This window comes from Cuspidothrix issatschenkoi CHARLIE-1 (assembly GCF_002934005.1).
In the GTDB taxonomy this organism is placed as follows: domain Bacteria; phylum Cyanobacteriota; class Cyanobacteriia; order Cyanobacteriales; family Nostocaceae; genus Cuspidothrix; species Cuspidothrix issatschenkoi.
In genome coordinates this window covers 45,272-63,137 of record NZ_PGEM01000001.1, presented here as the reverse complement: position 1 = coordinate 63,137, position 17,866 = coordinate 45,272, and the positions used below count along the sequence as shown (strand labels likewise).

Genomic DNA, 17,866 nt, shown 5'->3' with positions numbered 1-17,866 from the left:
CTGAAAAAGTTGTCTGTGAGGAGAGGGAATAGGGAATAGGGAACAGGGAATAGGGAATAGGGAATAGGGAATAGGGAATAGGGAATAGGGAATAGGGAACACTTCGACAAGCTCAGTGCATCGCAGGGAACAGTTTCAACTATCTGGATATCCTTAATTTTTCATGTCTGACTCGACCCGACAAGGAAAAATGCAACTGTTTTGAGACTCCATTTGCCAAAACCTTGCACTTACTTGTTCTTAAAATCCGCGAAATCCCTATTAATAAACGGTTATAGCTTTATTCAGCAAACCCTATTTATGTATAAATCAAAAATCCCGCCAACATATATAAATGTTTAGCGGGATCAAGAATTATATAAAATGGAGCTTATGGGAGTTGAACCCATGTCCAAATTGGGTATTAACCCTCCACTCGTTCACAGGTTTAGCCTTTCTGACCCTCAAGGCGGGAATCGTTCATTGTCCCGAACGTAGGATGCTCTGATTTAATCTTAGCCACCAAGCCAACCAGAGAACGCAAGAGTGGAGCATCCGTTGGGGTTAGGTCTCTAGTCCTTAACGGAGTCAAACTAGAGACGCTCGGACCTATAAGAGGCTATTAGGCAGCTACTAGAGCGTCCTTACGAGCAAATTTTACGATATTGTTCGCATTTACTTTTTTTTCGAGTCTTTGATTTCCGAGAGATGACTCGCTCTCGACCTGAATCACAGAGCAGTGTTCGCCAACCTGTCGAAACCGTTAAAGCCCCATGTCTTACTTCTATTATAGTACGCAATTTTGCTAATTGACAATCAAATTGTTGTACAAAGTTTGTAGTGAGGAATTTATTCCTCATTTGAGAACTCAAGTCCTCACTACGAAATGATCAGGTTTGAAAACGTATTGTGTGTAAATCCTAGCTAATTGCCTGATGTAAACGAGCTTTATCTAAACCAATCTGATTGAGTAATAACCAAGATTGAATTAAATCTGGACCATGAACATCTCCCGTGAGTGCGACTCTGAGCGATCGCATTACTAAGCCTTTTTTCACATTTTCTGATTTCACAACCTGCTTAATAATATTTTGTGCAACATCGGCAGTTAACTCTGACTGACTTTCCAAAGCTGTAATAATTGCTTGCAGAACAGTTTTCACCCCTTCTTGCTGTAGCTGTTGACTGCCTTCCTCAGTCAATTCTACCCCTGGGGTAAAAAATACTTTAGTCATCTCCACCGCATCCACTAACCGAGTTAAACTAGCAGCAATTAAACCTGTTACCTGTTCTAACCAGGGACGTTCTCTACCCTGGGTAAACGGATAACCAGCTTTTTCCCAGTAAGGAATTAACAAATCTGTCAGCTTATCAACTGGCATACTATGGAGATATTGACTATTCAACCAGTCCAATTTATCCCAGTCAAATTTAGCACCAGCTTTATTTACCCGTTCAAAGCCAAAATCCTTAGCTGCTGATTCTAAATTGAATATTTCCTGAGTAGAATCCACAGGCGACCAACCCAGTAAAGTCATATAATTGACTAAAGCTTCCGCAGTAAAGCCCATTTCCTGAAAGTCACAAATGGAAGTTACACCATCACGCTTGGATAATTTCCGTCCTTCTTGATTTAAAATTAAGGGTGTATGGGCAAATTCGGGAATTTTTGCCCCAAAAGCTTCATACAGCAAAATTTGTTTAGCCGTATTGGCAATATGGTCTTCACCGCGAATGACATGACTAATTTGCATATCAATGTCATCCACTACGACCACAAAATTATAGAGTGGTTGACCAGTACCATCACTAGCAGCGCGAGCAATGACCATATCACCACCCAAATCGCTACCGCGCCAACTCATTTTACCCCGCACTAAGTCATTCCAGATAATTTCCCGATCATCTTCTATGCGGAAACGAATCACAGAAGAACGCCCTTGAGCTTCAAATTCTGCCCTTTGTTCTGGGGTCAGATGACGGTGACGGTTATCATAGCGGGGTGCTTCTCCCCTGGCTTTTTGTGCTTCCCTCAAACCATCTAATTCTTCAGATGTGGTGTAGCAGCGATAAGCTAAACCTTGATCGAGTAATTTTTGCACTGCTTCTTTGTAAAGATGGAGGCGTTGAGATTGGAAAAATGGACCCTCATCCCAATTCAATCCTAACCAGCGTAGTCCAACAAGAATATTATCTGTGTATTCTGGACGCGATCGCTCTAAATCTGTATCTTCAATTCTTAAAATAAACTTGCCATCATGGTGGCGGGCAAACAGATAATTAAATACAGCAGTTCTAGCTGTACCAATATGTAGGTTTCCGGTAGGACTCGGAGCTATACGGACTCTGACGGTCACAGTTGATTCTCTCTTTTATCAATCACAATTACACATACTGATCATAAGAGCTATGAGCCTGTTTTCCCGGTTCAATATTTTAGATTCAGCATTTTAGAACGGGACTGACGGGGCTCGAACCCGCAACTTCCGCCGTGACAGGGCGGTGCTCTAACCAATTGAACTACAGTCCCTTAAGTTGCACTCTATTTAGTATGTCGCCTCTTTTTACATTTGTCAAGTAGTTTGAGAAAAATTTTTTTTGTTTCCAGGACTTACGCAAAATAGAACGAAAGTAGGGGTAATTCATGAATTACCCCTACAAAATAATCAGGGTTGCAGTTACATCTTGCGTAAGTCCTAGTTTCTTTAAACTACGTTTGCAATTGTTTGATTATTTTTGCTTGTATTTGCTTGTATTGCTCCTTTAACCAGTTTTTGCTGATGGTAGACTGACCCGATGGGATGATTTTTTGGCTTTGTTGTATCCAGGTTTTCAGGTTTTGTGTTTGGGGAGGAGCGATCGCGACACTCAACATATTAGCGCAGTGATGGGGGGGTTCTAGGCTAAAAAACAGCAAAGAATAGCTTTCAGTTTCCGCCAATGTCCAAGCCAATTTAAGATTTTGGGCATTTTTCATATCCAAATAACACGGTAACCATTTAGGGGTCAAATCCCGATCATAAAGTAATGTAATCCATAACAACATGGGATGGGGATGTGTAATAAAAACAAAGCGCGTGCAACGAGTAGTATAGGCATAGGTTTCAATTTCTGATTGTGGCAACATTAACCACAAAGAAGTTGTATATGTTGTTTCTTCTTTAATCAGTTGTGGAAATACAATCTCTTGAATGGGTTTACTTTGAGGCCAAATGAATTTTTCTTGAGGTCGAGGGATTATTTGTGGTACTTCAGGTTTTCTCGCAATTGAATGTAATGATACTTGATATGCTTCTGTTATTTTATCCAAAATCTGGAGAATTTCTGCCATATTTTGGGGACGTTGATCTGGCTTTTTGGCCAAACAATTCATAATTAAATCATTTAGCTCTTTAGGAATTTTTAAATGCGGATTAACATCAAGAATATTTTTAGGCTTTTCAAATAAATGCACTCGATACCAAGCACCAAATATATCTGTTTCTGGTTGCCAAGGTTTTTGTCCTGTTAGCATTTCAAACATCATCACACCCAGACTATAAATATCTGAGCGACTATCTAAATGACCGCCATCTAATTGTTCAGGAGAACAGTATGGTAAAGTGCCATGAAAACCTTGACTAGCAGTAATTACAGGTGTATTACCGAGGAATTTAGCAATCCCAAAATCCAAAATTTTGGCTAATTTACCCAAGATAGGATCTGGAATCACGATAATATTAGCTGGTTTAATATCTCTATGCACCAATGGATAAATTTCGCCATCAATATTCACACCTTGATGAGCAGATTGTAAACCTAAACAAATTTGTCTAGACAAATTGAGAAATAGTGGTAATGGTAGGGGAATTAATTCCTTTAAACTTTTTCCAGATAAATATTCCATGACATAATATGGATTACCATCGCTAGTGACACCATAATTATAAGCACGGACTATATGAATACTTTTTTGGCTTAAAGCTGCACTCAGAAGAGCTTCACGATTAAAGCTTTCTTGCATTTGAGGATCAGTAACAGTTTGGGATAAAAACTTAATGGCAACTGGTGTTCCTCCTAGAAACATATCCTCTGCTAGAAATACCTCACCCATTGCACCTTGGTCAATTAATCTCTTGATTTGATAACGGTTGGCCACCAACTCCTGATTTAATGGAGCTTGGTATGGGCTATTGTTCACTTTGATAACCTCGAACGTCAAAATGGCTAAATATGACAAAATTCAGGAGTATGGCTAACACTACGCCGCGCTATCAGGAGGCAGAAGTAAAGATCAATATTGTTCCCTGTTCCCTCCTATATCAAGTTTTGTATATCCTGAATCCTGACTCTAAATTTAATGGGAAGTCCGTTTCACCTATAGATTCTATATATTTAGACATCTGGTGGTAATTAAATGTGCATAACCACCAAACCCTTGCAGGGACAATTCATGAATTGCCCCTAGGATAATTTTTAGCAGATATTTATTATATACGTTAATGGGGCAATCTTTATGGAATATTCGGTATTCTCAGGCGACGTAATAATCTAGTCAGGGGTGATTCTATTTTTAGTTTAAAAGCCAGAATTTGGGTTTGTTGTAACCTGTTGAAATTATTATCGCTGATGAGAATTAATGATGGTTGTCCGTCGGACAGTTTCGCACCCCAGGTTAAGCCTTCAATATTATCCAATGATACATCTAAGGTTCGTAAATCTAGGAGGAGTTTTTTCTTTACGGGCTTAATTTTACTGATATCCCCTTTGGCGATGCTGTCAAGGTTACGGATATTGGTGGCATCGTCTAGATCAACCTGAAAGAGAAATACTGTAAAGCCTAAACCTGTAAAACTTCTTTCTATACTCAAAAAGTGTCCTTCGTTATCCAAGGCAAGGAGATCCGGTAAGCCACTGGCAAACTTACCAGTAGGATTAAACAAGGGTGTAACGGGTTGTGTTTGGTACAGAAATTCCTGTTCTGGTTGCTTGGTTAATAGATTATATTCTAGAATCCGGCAAGGGCTACCAACTCCGGGTTTCGCTGCTGTACCATCTTGAATTAAGGCGTTTTCGGTGGCTGTAAATAGAAATTTCTGATTAGGTGTGATGGTAAGACTTTCAAAAGATAAGTTATTCCTAATTCCTTTTTGCTTTTGGGGATCTGGTAAATATCTATCTGGTATGGTTAGGGTGCTAATGGTTTTCCCAGAAGCTAGGGCAAATTCTTGAATAAAGGGGTTGATGAGTTTGTCTGTATCGCCTTCGGAAGGAACGAAAATGGTATCTTGATTGGTGAGAGCTATTCCTTCTGTATCGGTGGTAGTGGGGGCAAATGGCTGATTATTAGCATTTAATAAGTTGGTGACACCGACGGGGATAACATCTTTATTGGTTAATTTGCCTTTGCTGAGGTCTATTTTTAAGGTATAAAACCGCGCTGGTGCTTTTTCGCCCCGATCATCGGAGATGGCATAATATAGGTTGTTTTTGGCATCATAGGTAATACCCGATAAACCGCCCAGTTCTGTATTTTGGAAAGATAAGCCCGTGGGTAGGGTTGCTTGTCCAATAAATTCTACATTGGTGATGATGACAGAGGCGGAAGCAAAATTACTGAAGAATAGGCCAATGATAATCAGTGGCAGGGTAAAGAGTAGAATTAGTAAGAATTTGCGGAGTTTGGGAAGACGTAGCATATAGAATTACCAAATCGGGGGTTAGTAGAGACGTTTCGGCGAAACGTCTGTACAGGGCAAAGGTCTCTATGGAAGTTTTATAAGGAAAATGCCATATTTTTATAGCCGGGCAAAAAAGTTAACTAACCAATCTTTGACGGTACGGGTGGCGCGACAGTCATCTTCGTTGTATCGCTGGATGACAGCTAATAAGGTGCGATCGCCTGTTTCTAACCATTTATCATACCAGTAAATACATTTAGCTCCATTAGCTTCTTGATCACGCCATTCAAAACCGATCCATCTGGCAATGGTTTTTAAGGCATAACTATCTATGGGTAAGGCTACATTTTGAATTAGTTGCTCATATATATCTATAAACCGATTCAAAACTGGATGAATATGGGAATATGGTGTGCGATATAGTTTAGCCAATCTTTGAACTGTATCTACTTCATAAGCACAAAAATGATAAATTGGCGCCTGGGGATATTGATTAACTAAATCGAGAAATTGTTGCCAAATAAATCGTTCTTGTTCTGGTGTTTCGGCTAAAAAAGAATAAAATTCTTCAGTGTTGGCAACTCTATCTACAACTAATACCCCTAAAAGATAATTTAAGTTTAAATCTGGCTGGGCTTCGATATCAAAATAAAGTTCAATAGGGGCTGTAAATGTGAGATATTCAGCAGAGAGGGAGTTGGATAAAATTAATGGTTGTTGGGTAAATACAGCTTGAGCTTGGACAACTAATTTAGTAGCAATATTACTATCAAATCCGGTGAGACGTGCTAGGTTGCTGGGATGGGTTTGTACCAGAGTTTCTAGAGAGTTGATAGCGAGGTTTTGCAGTTGGGTATAGCGGATAGGTGTGACACCTGGTAATAGAGAAAGGTGTTGTTGAGATTGAGCGATCGCATAACAAGAATTATACCAGGGACAAAGATTACATTTTTGGCGGGAAATAAAAAGTTCTGGTGCTGTATCTGACTCAATAACTTGAATATATTCCTCTAAAATATCTAACATTTGTGGTGTCAATTTATCTAAATCAACCACATAAGTTTTATCTTTATTCCTTAATATCAAACCCGCTTTATTGAGAATCACATTTTGAACTGCGGCTAAAACATGGGCATGAAAAGCAATAATTACCTGATATTCTTGTTTAGGACGTTTACCCAATTCAATATTTACTGGTACATAATTCCAGTTACCAAAACAGGATATTCCCGGTTGTTTAACCAGTAAATCGGGACGACTTAGTAAGGTATATTGATCACGATATGTAGTTAAGAGTACGCCATGATGAATATAACTTACACCTCGCTGCATCAATTCTAAAGTTGCTGCTGCACCTGCTGGCCAATTACCCGCAGAATAATCGGGTTCATAGTAACCTAATTTGCTCACTATGCGCTGATGGTGAATACTTTTATCCTGTTGTACCTTCAGCACTAACTCGTTAGAACTTTCTCTCTGACGGTAATCTCCATGAACATCTAAAAAAGATCGTCGCTGACAGCGTTGAAATTGTAGTAAAACGTGAGCATTAATTAACATCCTTTTCAGGGAATAGGTGACAGGTGATAGGTTACAGTTCTGACTAAAGTAAAAACGTAAGTATTTTAGTTATAGCAATCGTTCATACCGCTGTATCCCTCTCAAACTTGACTGACAAAAGTATCAATTATAATTTCAGCGGTGTTGAACATACGGTATTCTCAAACTACTCAAACTATATGTTTAATATATTAGTAGGTTGGCGTTAAAAATTGTCGTTAGGGCAAGGGAACACTATGGCTAAAAGCCACGCTTTGCTATCGACACCAGATCAGTTTTGGGCGATTTTACTTTTCTTCACATACCTTTAAATTTTTCGGTTCACCTACTTTCCTGGTTTTTTGTTAGCACTGTAAAAACTTGAATATTTATTAATGGTGATATGTACTCGACCATCATAAACACTTGCTTTCCTAGCTTACATGATTTTCTTAAATTTTGTCTAACTTAAACGAACTAACCCCAATAGTCAGATGTAATTCGTAATTTTTGATTACCCTTGTTTATTATTTGCTCAGTTATGGTATAATGGTGCAATATGCGGGCGTAATTCAGTGGTAGAATGTCATCTTCCCATGGTGAACGTCGTGGGTTCGAGTCCCATCGCCCGCTTTTGGTGTTTATGTTTATGATTGAATTCAGTGGTTTCTCAAGTTTTATCTCCAGAAATTAAGCCCGCAAAAAGGCGTTGCATAAATGCGGGATGAATTAGAGGCTGGAAACATTGAAACTTCCTTCTGTATTAAACGTACAATTCTATCAGGAGAAGCTTGAGAACCTTCTAAATTATAACCTCCAGTTTTACAATCTTTGAACATAGCCTCAATCCCAAAACGTTGACTATATATTTTGATAGTGCTGGATATATCTGTGAGATTAGTTGATAAATACCAGCGGTTTAAATAATAGCATTTTCAGGGTGATTAACTGTCTATTACTCAGGTATTTTTCGAGGATTTTTTGATAAAATGATGGTAGAATTTTTTTGGTTTGGTCTTGTTATTTTCACGAGACCACTCTTTTCTACCATCAAACTGCACATCATAGATAGCTGCTTAATCACTGTGTACTATTGTCAATAAGCACCATATTTTTTGAGAGGGTCTATTACCTTTAACCCTTTACCCATCTTTGTTTCACCTTGTTTGTCGCCCCCTCAATACTTGAGCTACTTAGATTTGTGAAGCATAACCTGTCCTTTTACGCCACTTTATGGGTAAAGTGACAGCGGGTATTGTTGAACTTTTGCCTCGAATTTAGCGAATGGGTAATATTTCGTCCAAAGCAAAATAGCCGTTGTAATCTTGCATATAAACGGCTGCTCGATGTCTAAAGAGAATGACAGCCGGAGTGGATGTCGTCAATTCCAGATCGGATCCAGGAATTTTTACTTTTGTACCAACTGGGTATACACGATTCCAACGATCGACTTTTGTTCTCGCTTCAGATGCTAGGTGCTCTCGATCGACTGTAAACTGGGTCTGAAATTGGCTAGAACCTTCAGGATTGGCGGGAGTGTCCTTCTTCCAGAACTGACTGGACAAGGACGGATCGACTTGACGATAGGTTTGAATATTTTTATTCTGGGGAATATCCTCCTGTTGGACTTGATATTCTCTTCTGATACTGGGAATTAACTTGGTAAGGATGTTACCAACACCTAGTTCCTCGAATTGCATTTGGTCGTCTTGGGACAGGAGATAACTGATACTGTTGGACCAGAGGACAGGACTGGCGATCTGATCTGCTAACTGGGACGCAATTTCTGCTTGTCGATAGGGTCGTGCATTAACATTGCAGATGACAGGAATTGTTAAATTTGAAAAAGAAAAGTTTTTTAAGTACTGAGCAAACTCTTCTTTAGCAGCAACCATATAGGGAGAGTGAAACGCGCCGCTGGTGTTGAGCAAAACGAAAACCGCGCCTTTATCTACTAGGACTTGGTTGGATTTCTCGATATCTGCTTGCAGCCCTGACACAACGGTTTGATGTGGCGAATTATAGTTAGCAATATAAACTCCTGATAGCCCATGAGAGTCTAGTATAGTCCGAATGTCAGATGGGGACATACCAATTACCGCCCCCATCCCACCCTTGGATGCACGACTCATCAGTTCTCCGCGTTTTGTCACTAGGCGAATACCGTCTTCAAAGGAAAAGGCTCCTGAAGCGTGAAGTGCGTTGTATTCACCCAGGCTGTGACCAACTAAGAAATTAGGTAACTTTCCCGATTCGGCTAGACGTAGTTTGTATGACAGCGCATTAACGATAAACACCGCAGGTTGTGTGAATTGTGTTTGATTGAGTTGGTTGTGTGGATCTTCTGTACACAACTCAATTATTGAATACCCAAGCATGTCACTGGCTATTTCCGTTTCCTCTGGAAATATGGTAAATAGTTCTTGTCCCATGCCGCTGATTTGTGAACCCTGTCCAGGGAAAAGATATGTAATCATGGCTCCCAAGGAAATTTTCCTTCATTAACGTATCTTTGAATCTTATCAAGATTCTCTTGAGAACTGAACAACTGCTCATTGGTTGAAACTGCCAAGGATTGCGATCGCATCAGGATGTCGTTTAGCTGGTGTAGATATTGTTTGTACTCGGATACGGCTGACTTGGAAAGTCGGCTGAGACGGATTAGATGTTTACGCAATAGAGATTCACTGTCTTCGGCATAAGCATCTACTAAACCACTGGCGGATGCTTCCTGCACAGAAATTGGCATGGTTGTCAAGGTCATGTAATGAGATTTTTGTATACCGACTCGGCGAATTAGAAATGGTAATACACAGGCTGGAAATAGACCGAACATGAGTTCTGAGAGTGCAAAAGTAGCTGTTTCATCTGCTAGGACAAGATCGCAGGCTGCAACCAATCCTAGGCCACCAGCAAGCACCCTACCGCGCACATGGGCAATTGTGACAAATGAACCGATCGCTAGATGCTTCCAGAGGTTGTACAACCCATCAGCATCGACCATCTGGGCAACATCATTCTGGTTGGCAATCTGGCGAAAATCTGCGCCAGTACAGAAAACATCTGGCAGTCCCTCAATGACTACGACACAAACTGCTGGTGACCGCGCTCCAGTTGTCTGCTCACAAATAGCCAAGACATCTGTTAGTTCAGTCACCAGATTGTTGGTAATCGCATTCTCAGCATCTGACTGACAGATCTGAATGCGACAGATCGATCCCTGGAACCGGACGTTGATAGTTTGATATGTTAGCTCACCCATTCATACTCACGATGGAATTCTCGAATCTCGCGTAAGGTCAATAATGGTCTATCTTGCCAAGCCGAGCGCACACCAGCGATCGTGGTGGGGTCTAAAGTGACATTTCTCGTGCCGAACTGGACACTGCGATTGCTCTGGAATAAGTCTTCGTATTCCGCGATCGACAGCCGATAGCGTCGGTTCAGCATCGCCCCGATCTCAAACTGACGCTGCCACTGCTGTCCGCTGGCTGTAACCACACCACTGTAAAACTCAGAGCAACAGCCCGAACCGTAGGAAAAGCAACCTACGCGCTTGGGGGTCGTGAAATCACCACTGTCGATCGTACTGGACAAGGATAACATAATCGTTCCGCCCATAATATTGCCCACCCGTTGGCAATAGCGAAGTCCCAGGGCAACTCGCCGATTAAAGTCCAGTTCAATATCATTTAACTTTGCCTGGGTGAACTTACGCATCATCATCCGGTGTGCCCCTTTAACCATTCCCCCAAAAGGCGTGTGGAAAGCCAGATAATCAAAGGTATTTTGATAATCTACATCTGTAACTCGCCTGTGATACTCAATAAACGCCTTCTCACAGCAGTCGAGATAGGACATCATCGACAGATCGACATCTCCCGATTCACTGTCTGGTACGGGACGACAGGTATCCATAACCTCGTAGCCGTAATAACCGTTAGCTCCCACATCGACTTGAAGCACTTTTGGGTTGTCACTAACGAGTATGGCTACTGCCCCTGCCCCAGCACTTGGCTCAAAATAAGACCAGTCGTTGGTGAGTAGCTCCCCTCCCTCCGTGGCAATAAATCGGGAGATATCAGTGGCTACAATTAATGCCTTAGCACCGGGGGATGTTTGCGAGAGGATGAAATTAAGAGCCATTTGCAGTCCGGCAGTAGCCGCATAGCACGCTTGCTTTAACTCGAATAAGCGACAGCATCGATTTAACCCCAGGTATTGATGAATATAGGTGCTCATGGATTTTCCGAAATCAATCCCTGATTCCGAGCAGGTAATGAGCAATTCTATTTGTCCTTTTTCCGCTTCTGAGAGGGAATCGATTAACGGTTTGGCAGCATTGACACCAAAAGTAATTGGATCTTCAAATGGGAGAGCAACGGCTTTTTCCTTCATTAATAAGTTTTCAAACCGTCGCAGATCTAGCTGTCGATGATGAGCTAGATCCATGACATCCAGGACGACACTACCGCCAAACACATTCATGCTTTCAATTCCAACTGATATCATAATGGTTCCTTGTTTAGTTTCGTCCGAGACATAATGCCGTATTGATGCCACCAAATCCCATACTCAGGGCGATCGCATATTCAATTTGATGTGTGACAGATTCCCCCCGAACCCAGTTCAAAGTCGAATCGATGGGATTGTCTAGGTTTCGCGATGGATGGATCACTCCAGCCCGCATTTGGAGAACTGTTGTCACCACCTCAACCGCTCCGGCGGCGGTCAGTCCGTGGCCGATCAGGGACTTGGTTGTATTAATGTATGCCGATGACAGACCCGCCTCACGAATGGCGGAAAGTTCGGTGTTGTCGCCAGCGATCGAACCGCTTCCATGGGGATTGATATAGTCGATCGCTTGTGGCGATAATCCTGCTCTCGCCAAAGATGCCAAGATGACAGACAGTTCACCTGCCTGGGATGGATTGGGTTTGCGGTTTCCGTCCATCCGGGTTGCCCACCCTAGCACTTCGGCATAGGGCACAACCCCAGCACGATCAGCTGTATCCTCCTTTTCAATCACTACCACACCACAGGACTCGCCAAAAATAAATCCGTCCCGATCTCGATCGAAGGGACGACTGGCTAATGATGGCCGATCGGCATAACGATTTGAACCCATTGCGCCCATCGCCTGTAGTCCCCGGCACTCCCAATGAGATAGATCCATCAAAGCCCCCATCGCAATGCAGACATCAACTCTACCACTGGCAACAGCTTCAGTCGCCTCAATCACTGCCAACTGACCGCTAGCCGAGGCACCGCCTACGGTATGAGCGAATCCTGTCACTGGAAAATATTGGGTACAGAGTCCACAAAAATCGCTGTCAAGAAATGCCATTCCATAGCTCGGTGGGAGAAAATACGCGCGATCTGCATACTTTTCCTGAATCAGTACCAATTCACGCTGCTGGAAATTCGAGCCGCCAACAATCAGACCGATCCGGCTAGGATCGACATCATCGAGATGGGCATCCCGCCATGCTTCATCCAGGCTCGTAACTCCGACTTGAGCAGACCATGAGGCTGTCCGTATATCTCTGGTGGCAATCCGATCGGGAATGACAAGATTGTCAATTTCGCAACCCACCAGAGGCAGATTATTAGCATCGGCGATTTGTCGCCCAGGTCGATTGAGTCGAGCAAAAGCGTCTTTGCCAGCAAGTATCGCCGCTAAGAAATTAATTTTTCCTTGCCCGATCGCCGTGGTGATGCCAACTCCTGTAATTAGGATTTTAGGTGGACTGATGTTTTTCATGCAGCAGATCCGCAAGTTTGCCTATATTTTTGGCACTTACAAGCTCAATTAAAGGGATTTTCAGTGATAGAGATTCCAGGGTCATCATCACAATTTCGGCTCGATCCATCGAGTTGGCACCTAAGTCTGCAAGTCGATCGGTCTCAACAAAGGAATGCCCTTCTAGTTCGGGAATAACTACACAAGTGTTTTGGACAATGATATTAAAGATTCTGTCCCTTGTAATCTCGGTTTTCATTTATTCTCAGCCAGTTATTGCACTTACTTAAGGCAGTATTTATGCTCTTTTTTTCGCTTTGACTAGCATATAGCCAAGATTTGCACACATATCCTCAAACATCCGCACCCAGCGATCGATCGCGTCCCGTTCTACATATTCAAGAATTTGAGTCTCATACTGTTTAAACCCGACTTTAACCTTAGGTACCAAAGGCGGAATCACAAATTCGGTGATGTCATCAATTTCGATGAGGTCAAATCCAGCCTCGTCTAACAGTCCTGGATAATCTGCTTTGGGAATAAAGACCGAATGAATTGTTTCTTTGACAAACTGCTTGAATTCTTCGGTAATATGCGGTCTGGTTGGCAAGTCAGCAATCATTAATGTTGCCCCTGGCTTTAAGATGCGCGCGGCTTCGCGAAGGGCTTCTCGGTGTCCCATATGAAAAATAGTTTCAAAAAACCAGCCGCCATCATAAGTTGCATCCTCGCAGGGCATGGACAAGGCATTGCCATGAATGAAATGGACGCGATCAGACATCCCAGCTTCCTCAATTAGCTGTTTCGCTCGATTGTATTGATACTCACTAATCGTAATTGCATCAACGAAACATCCTTTAGCTTTGGCAATCCGCATCGCTGGGACACCTACGCCGCAGCCAAGATCGCAGAAGCGTTGACCCTCAGAGATATCGGACTTGTCGATCATAATTTGAGTCAAGCGATCGGCTGCCTCGCCCAGACTGGCATCAGGATTATTTTCGTCCCAGTAACCCCAATGAAACTGCCCGTCAAAAATGAGATGCCCTCCTTGACCTGCGGGGTCATCGTACAGTGCTGCGACCTTTTCTGGTACTGAACTGCTGATGGTTGTTTCGTTTTCTTCAATACCAAACTGACTCATCGACTTCTCCATAACTTAAATAAACAGGATTTAGTTCGATTGAACTTCCATGCCAACAGCATTATAGCCGAGTTGGATTTGGACAAAAAAGTTAATTTTTTCGTTGATAACTGATGCGCGTGGGTGTTGGAGGACGAGCAGAACACACCATGCGGACTGCCATGTGTGGTATCACTGCCAGCAAATATCAGACCCAGCAAACCGTAATAACGTTGGGTTCGATTATATCACAGTCCGTTTGCTGATTTGGAACAGCCAAAAAAATGTTCTTGACTGCTATAAATGTTATGCAACTTGGGTTATGATGCAGAAATTGCAAGTCTAATAGTTCTCATTCCTTAGTCAAAATATTCACTAATTTAAAGTTTATGGGGCAAATAAACTCAACAGAATTCAAGTCAGAGCTTTTAACCGAAGCACGAGTTAGTCTGGGATTGGCTGTACCCCTAGCAGGTGCTCAATTAGCTGAAACTGCCATCCCTGTAATGAATTCGGTAATGATGGGCTTACTTGGCGTTCAAAATTTAGCGGCGGGTGCTTTAGGTGTAGTAATTTTCATTACAATGCTATGTCTTTGCCTTGGTGTTCTCACTGGTGGAGGTGTGCTAGTTGCCGAGGCTTTTGGCTCAAACAACATGGATAGAGTCAGCCGGATTACTAGTCAGGGACTGTGGCTAGCCGTTGCCCTATCCTTACCCGCAATGCTGTTGCTATGGAACTATGACGCTATTTTGCCCTTATTAGGCCAAGAAGAAACCAATATTTTATTAACAAAAAACTATTTACATACTGTCCTGTGGGGATTGCCTGCTGTCGTGAGCTTTTTATATTTAAAGCAAATTGCCGCTGCTATTAATTTTCCCCAATTTGGCATGGTAATTATAGTTGTTTCTTTACTGTTAAATGTGCCTGTAAATTACATCTTAATGTTTGGATATTTAGGTTTTCCTGCCCTTGGTTTAGCTGGAATCGGTTGGGGAACTACCATCGTTTACTGGGTAAGTTTTTTCGCTTCAGTTATTCTGATTTATTTTCACCCTCAGAGTAAAAATTATCATCTTTTTCGCTATTTGAATGAGTTCGATCGAGAGCTATTTGGCAAAATTTTTCAGATTGGATGGCCAACATCAGTTCAGTTAGGAATGGAACTGGCGATGTTCAATATCACGGCAATGCTGATGGTAAAGTTGGGAACCTCCAGTTTAGCAGCCCATGAAATCGCTCTCCAGACATCAAGTTTCTTTTTGACAATTCCAATTGCAATTTCTTATACAGCTATGACGAGAGTAGGGCAGATTGTGGGAGAGAAGAATTATGCTGGGGTTATGAGGGCAACCTTGGTCAATGTTGTACTAAGCGCAGTGTTTGCATTTGTTGTCGCCATCGGTTTTGAGATGTTTTCCCAATCCATTGCTATCTTTTATTTGGACATTAATAATCCCGATAATGACGTGGCAATCAGTAAGGCAACAAATTTTCTAAAATTAGCTGGAGTCTACCAAATTTTTTACAGTATTCAACGAATTGGAATTGGTGCTTTGTTAGGATTGCAGGATACCCTTGTGCCGATGATTATTAATATATTGTCTTTCTGGGGTGTTGGTTTGGGTGGAGGTTATCTACTAGGAATAACTTTAGGATGGGGAGGAAATGGTTTATGGTACGGTTTAATTATGGCTCCGGCTGTTGCTAGCCTAATTTTAGGAGTTCGATTTTATCTGATTGCGAAAGAAATGGGAGGAGATCTAGATGGAATTTTGGGTCAGAACCCAGATCTAACTTTGCCTAGTTAGGGCCTTTATCTCTGTGTCTGAGTTTTAGCTTTGATCGACAAGCCCTAGTTAGGTAAGTTTCAACCGTTCTTGTAAAACACAAGCACTCACCATTCCCGTCAGAGTAAAACTTGCTTGAATGCGGTTACTTTCATCCATTTGGGGTAGTCGATCGAGGAGTCCAATAACTGCTTTCTGGTCGTAAAAGGGCAGTGATTTCATTACCTCGCCGCGCAGGGTATCTTGGATCAGTTCTTCCAATGATTCATTGTTTTTGAGAGCAGAAGGTGGAGCAGAATATGAGTGCTTTTTGCGATGATAGATTGTGTCTGTTAAAAAGGGGCGTGCTGCTTCTCGCAGCACGTATTTTTCACTATTACCACGAATTTTGATTGAAACAGGAAAGTCTCGCACTAACTCAACCACATGATGGTCAAGAAATGGCAACCGCCCTTCAATCGAATGTGCCATTTCTACACCATCACCCAACACTCGCAAAATGTAGTTTGGTAAAACCGTTTTAGACCACAAATAGAGGGATTGATTGACAGGTTCCCGCCCAATTAGTTGACCTTGTACATCTAAGCGATTTAACAAAATCTTAAAAGCATCACGTTCTGCCACAAATTCAGCAAATTCAGTGGTATAAAAAGGGTGAAGTTCCCTAATACCAGCGGACATCATGCCTAATGAAATATTTTTCAGCCAAGTTGGTACAAAACCTAAACTCCGCTGTAAACTGTTTAGAGACATTCCTGATGTAGCAGTCTCTAATAAAACTGGATTGTTCAACTGCAATGTTGCGAGTAGCTGCTGTACAGTCAAATCGTCTTGTCCTGCTGTGTTGTAGCGCAACATATCCTCACTCATAGCGGAATATCCGCCGAAAATTTCGTCAGCACCTTCACCTGTGAGTACAACCTTATAACCCCGATCTCGCGTCGCCTTGCTCAATAGATATTTTCCAGCCGTGGAGATAGTATTGGAAAGCCTCTCACTGTAATAAACAGCATCGGCAAAGTGGCTGACAAGATCTGATTGGCTGACGGAAACGATCTGAAGATTTGCCCCGAACTGTTGGGCTGTCTCGCGAGCGAAAGCTTGTTCGTCATAAGGGGGGCGATCGAAGGCGATCGTAAATGCCTGAATCGGTTGAGATGTGTGTCTAGCAGCCATTCCCAACACAGTAGATGAATCAAGTCCACCGCTGAGATAACAGCCAACAGGGACATCTGCTTGCAAGCGGAGTCGAATTGCTTCGTCCAATGTGTAACGCAGTTTTTCAATGTACTCGTTATCACTGGATCGATCTAGAGGTTCCTTGATATAGGGATAATTAAAATCCCAGTAGCGGATTAATTGCCAACCGGAGTGGGAAGCCAGTAGAAAATGACCGGGGGGAACCTCATAAATGTCTTGAAATAAAGTTCGATCTGCTTCTAGTACAGCATTGTTGGATTGGAAAAAAGACTCTAGGTTCCAACGAGCAGGCACGCCTGCTGCCAATAAAGCTTTGACTTCAGATGCTAAATAAAGAGTACCAGCATGTACAGTATAGTAGAGTGGTTTAATGCCAAAGCGATCGCGAGCCGCAAATAGCACCTGATTGGATTCATCCCATAGCACAAATGCAAATTCGCCGCGTAAATGGTGTAAGCATTGTGTGCCAAATCGATCGTAGAGATGAAGGGCAATTTCACTGTCAGATCTGGTCTGAAGCTTATATCCCCATCGTTTCAAGTCACCCTGGATTCGTTCAAAGTCATAAAATTCCCCATTAACAACAATATGCAGGTTTTGCTGTGCGTTAGTAATTGGCTGTTCGCCAGTTGTCAGATCGATAATGCTGAGTCGGGTATGACCCAATCCAACTCGTCGATGGGGAGAAATCCACTGGTTTTGTCCATCTGGTCCTCGATGGTGTAAACTTTGCGTTGCCCGTTTCAATGCCTCTGGGGAAATTGGTTCTTGGTTCGAGAAAAATGCAACAATTCCACACATCAATCTTGCTTCAACTTTTTTACAAACT

12 protein-coding genes, 2 tRNA genes and 1 other RNA gene are annotated in these 17,866 nt (G+C 42.2%); 2 read left to right on the top strand and 13 right to left on the bottom strand.

Annotation, left to right across the window (positions count from 1 at the left end; all coding sequences use genetic code 11):
- Positions 1-361: 361 nt before the first annotated feature.
- The 6 genes from ssrA to CUN59_RS00070 form a co-directional block, all read right to left on the bottom strand.
- Positions 362-752: a transfer-messenger RNA gene (gene ssrA, locus CUN59_RS00095) on the bottom strand.
- A gap of 147 nt (positions 753-899) precedes the next feature.
- The gene (gene gltX / locus CUN59_RS00090) at positions 900-2,336 is read right to left on the bottom strand and encodes a glutamate--tRNA ligase (RefSeq protein WP_104385923.1); all 1,437 of its coding nucleotides are present in this window, start codon (positions 2,334-2,336) and stop codon (positions 900-902) included.
- 99 nt (positions 2,337-2,435) lie between these two features.
- Positions 2,436-2,509: transfer RNA gene (locus tag CUN59_RS00085), tRNA-Asp, on the bottom strand.
- A gap of 180 nt (positions 2,510-2,689) precedes the next feature.
- Complete coding sequence (locus CUN59_RS00080) at positions 2,690-4,159, bottom strand: serine/threonine protein kinase (protein ID WP_104385922.1); 1,470 nt, start codon at positions 4,157-4,159, stop codon at positions 2,690-2,692.
- Positions 4,160-4,472: 313 nt separating this feature from the next.
- On the bottom strand, positions 4,473-5,657 hold the full coding sequence (locus CUN59_RS00075; RefSeq protein ID WP_104385921.1) for an esterase-like activity of phytase family protein: 1,185 nt from the start codon (positions 5,655-5,657) through the stop codon (positions 4,473-4,475).
- Positions 5,658-5,756: 99 nt separating this feature from the next.
- Entirely contained in the window at positions 5,757-7,199 is a 1,443-nt protein-coding gene (locus CUN59_RS00070) for a TM0106 family RecB-like putative nuclease (RefSeq protein ID WP_104385920.1), read from the bottom strand.
- Positions 7,200-7,739: 540 nt separating this feature from the next.
- Between CUN59_RS00070 and CUN59_RS00065 the strand changes: the two genes are divergently transcribed.
- A tRNA-Gly gene (locus CUN59_RS00065) sits at positions 7,740-7,811 on the top strand.
- Between the two features lie 644 nt (positions 7,812-8,455).
- Here CUN59_RS00065 and fabD read toward each other — a convergent pair.
- The 6 genes from fabD to CUN59_RS00030 are packed head-to-tail and all read right to left on the bottom strand — an operon-like array spanning position 8,456 to position 14,065.
- A complete protein-coding gene (fabD, locus tag CUN59_RS00055; RefSeq protein ID WP_104385919.1) occupies positions 8,456-9,655 on the bottom strand; it encodes an ACP S-malonyltransferase in 1,200 nt (399 codons plus the stop codon).
- Positions 9,652-10,440 (bottom strand): enoyl-CoA hydratase/isomerase, encoded by a 789-nt coding sequence (locus CUN59_RS00050; protein ID WP_104385918.1) that lies wholly within the window; start codon positions 10,438-10,440, stop codon positions 9,652-9,654. The genes fabD and CUN59_RS00050 overlap by 4 nt, the downstream gene beginning before the upstream one ends.
- On the bottom strand, positions 10,428-11,690 hold the full coding sequence (locus CUN59_RS00045; protein ID WP_104385917.1) for a hydroxymethylglutaryl-CoA synthase family protein: 1,263 nt from the start codon (positions 11,688-11,690) through the stop codon (positions 10,428-10,430). Before CUN59_RS00045 ends, CUN59_RS00050 begins: the two co-directional genes overlap by 13 nt.
- Positions 11,691-11,703: 13 nt before the next feature.
- Entirely contained in the window at positions 11,704-12,942 is a 1,239-nt protein-coding gene (locus CUN59_RS00040; protein ID WP_104385916.1) for a beta-ketoacyl synthase N-terminal-like domain-containing protein, read from the bottom strand.
- Complete coding sequence (locus tag CUN59_RS00035) at positions 12,920-13,180, bottom strand: acyl carrier protein (RefSeq protein WP_207765339.1); 261 nt, start codon at positions 13,178-13,180, stop codon at positions 12,920-12,922. Before CUN59_RS00035 ends, CUN59_RS00040 begins: the two co-directional genes overlap by 23 nt.
- A 39-nt stretch (positions 13,181-13,219) precedes the next feature.
- Complete coding sequence (locus tag CUN59_RS00030; RefSeq protein WP_104385924.1) at positions 13,220-14,065, bottom strand: methyltransferase domain-containing protein; 846 nt, start codon at positions 14,063-14,065, stop codon at positions 13,220-13,222.
- Between the two features lie 368 nt (positions 14,066-14,433).
- Here CUN59_RS00030 and CUN59_RS00025 point away from each other — a divergent pair, with 368 nt between their 5' ends.
- Positions 14,434-15,858: an MATE family efflux transporter gene (locus CUN59_RS00025; RefSeq protein WP_104385915.1), complete on the top strand. Its 1,425-nt coding sequence runs from the start codon at positions 14,434-14,436 to the stop codon at positions 15,856-15,858.
- Positions 15,859-15,906: 48 nt separating this feature from the next.
- Here CUN59_RS00025 and asnB read toward each other — a convergent pair whose 3' ends face one another.
- A complete protein-coding gene (gene asnB / locus CUN59_RS00020) occupies positions 15,907-17,838 on the bottom strand; it encodes an asparagine synthase (glutamine-hydrolyzing) (protein ID WP_104385914.1) in 1,932 nt (643 codons plus the stop codon).
- Positions 17,839-17,866: the final 28 nt, after the last annotated feature.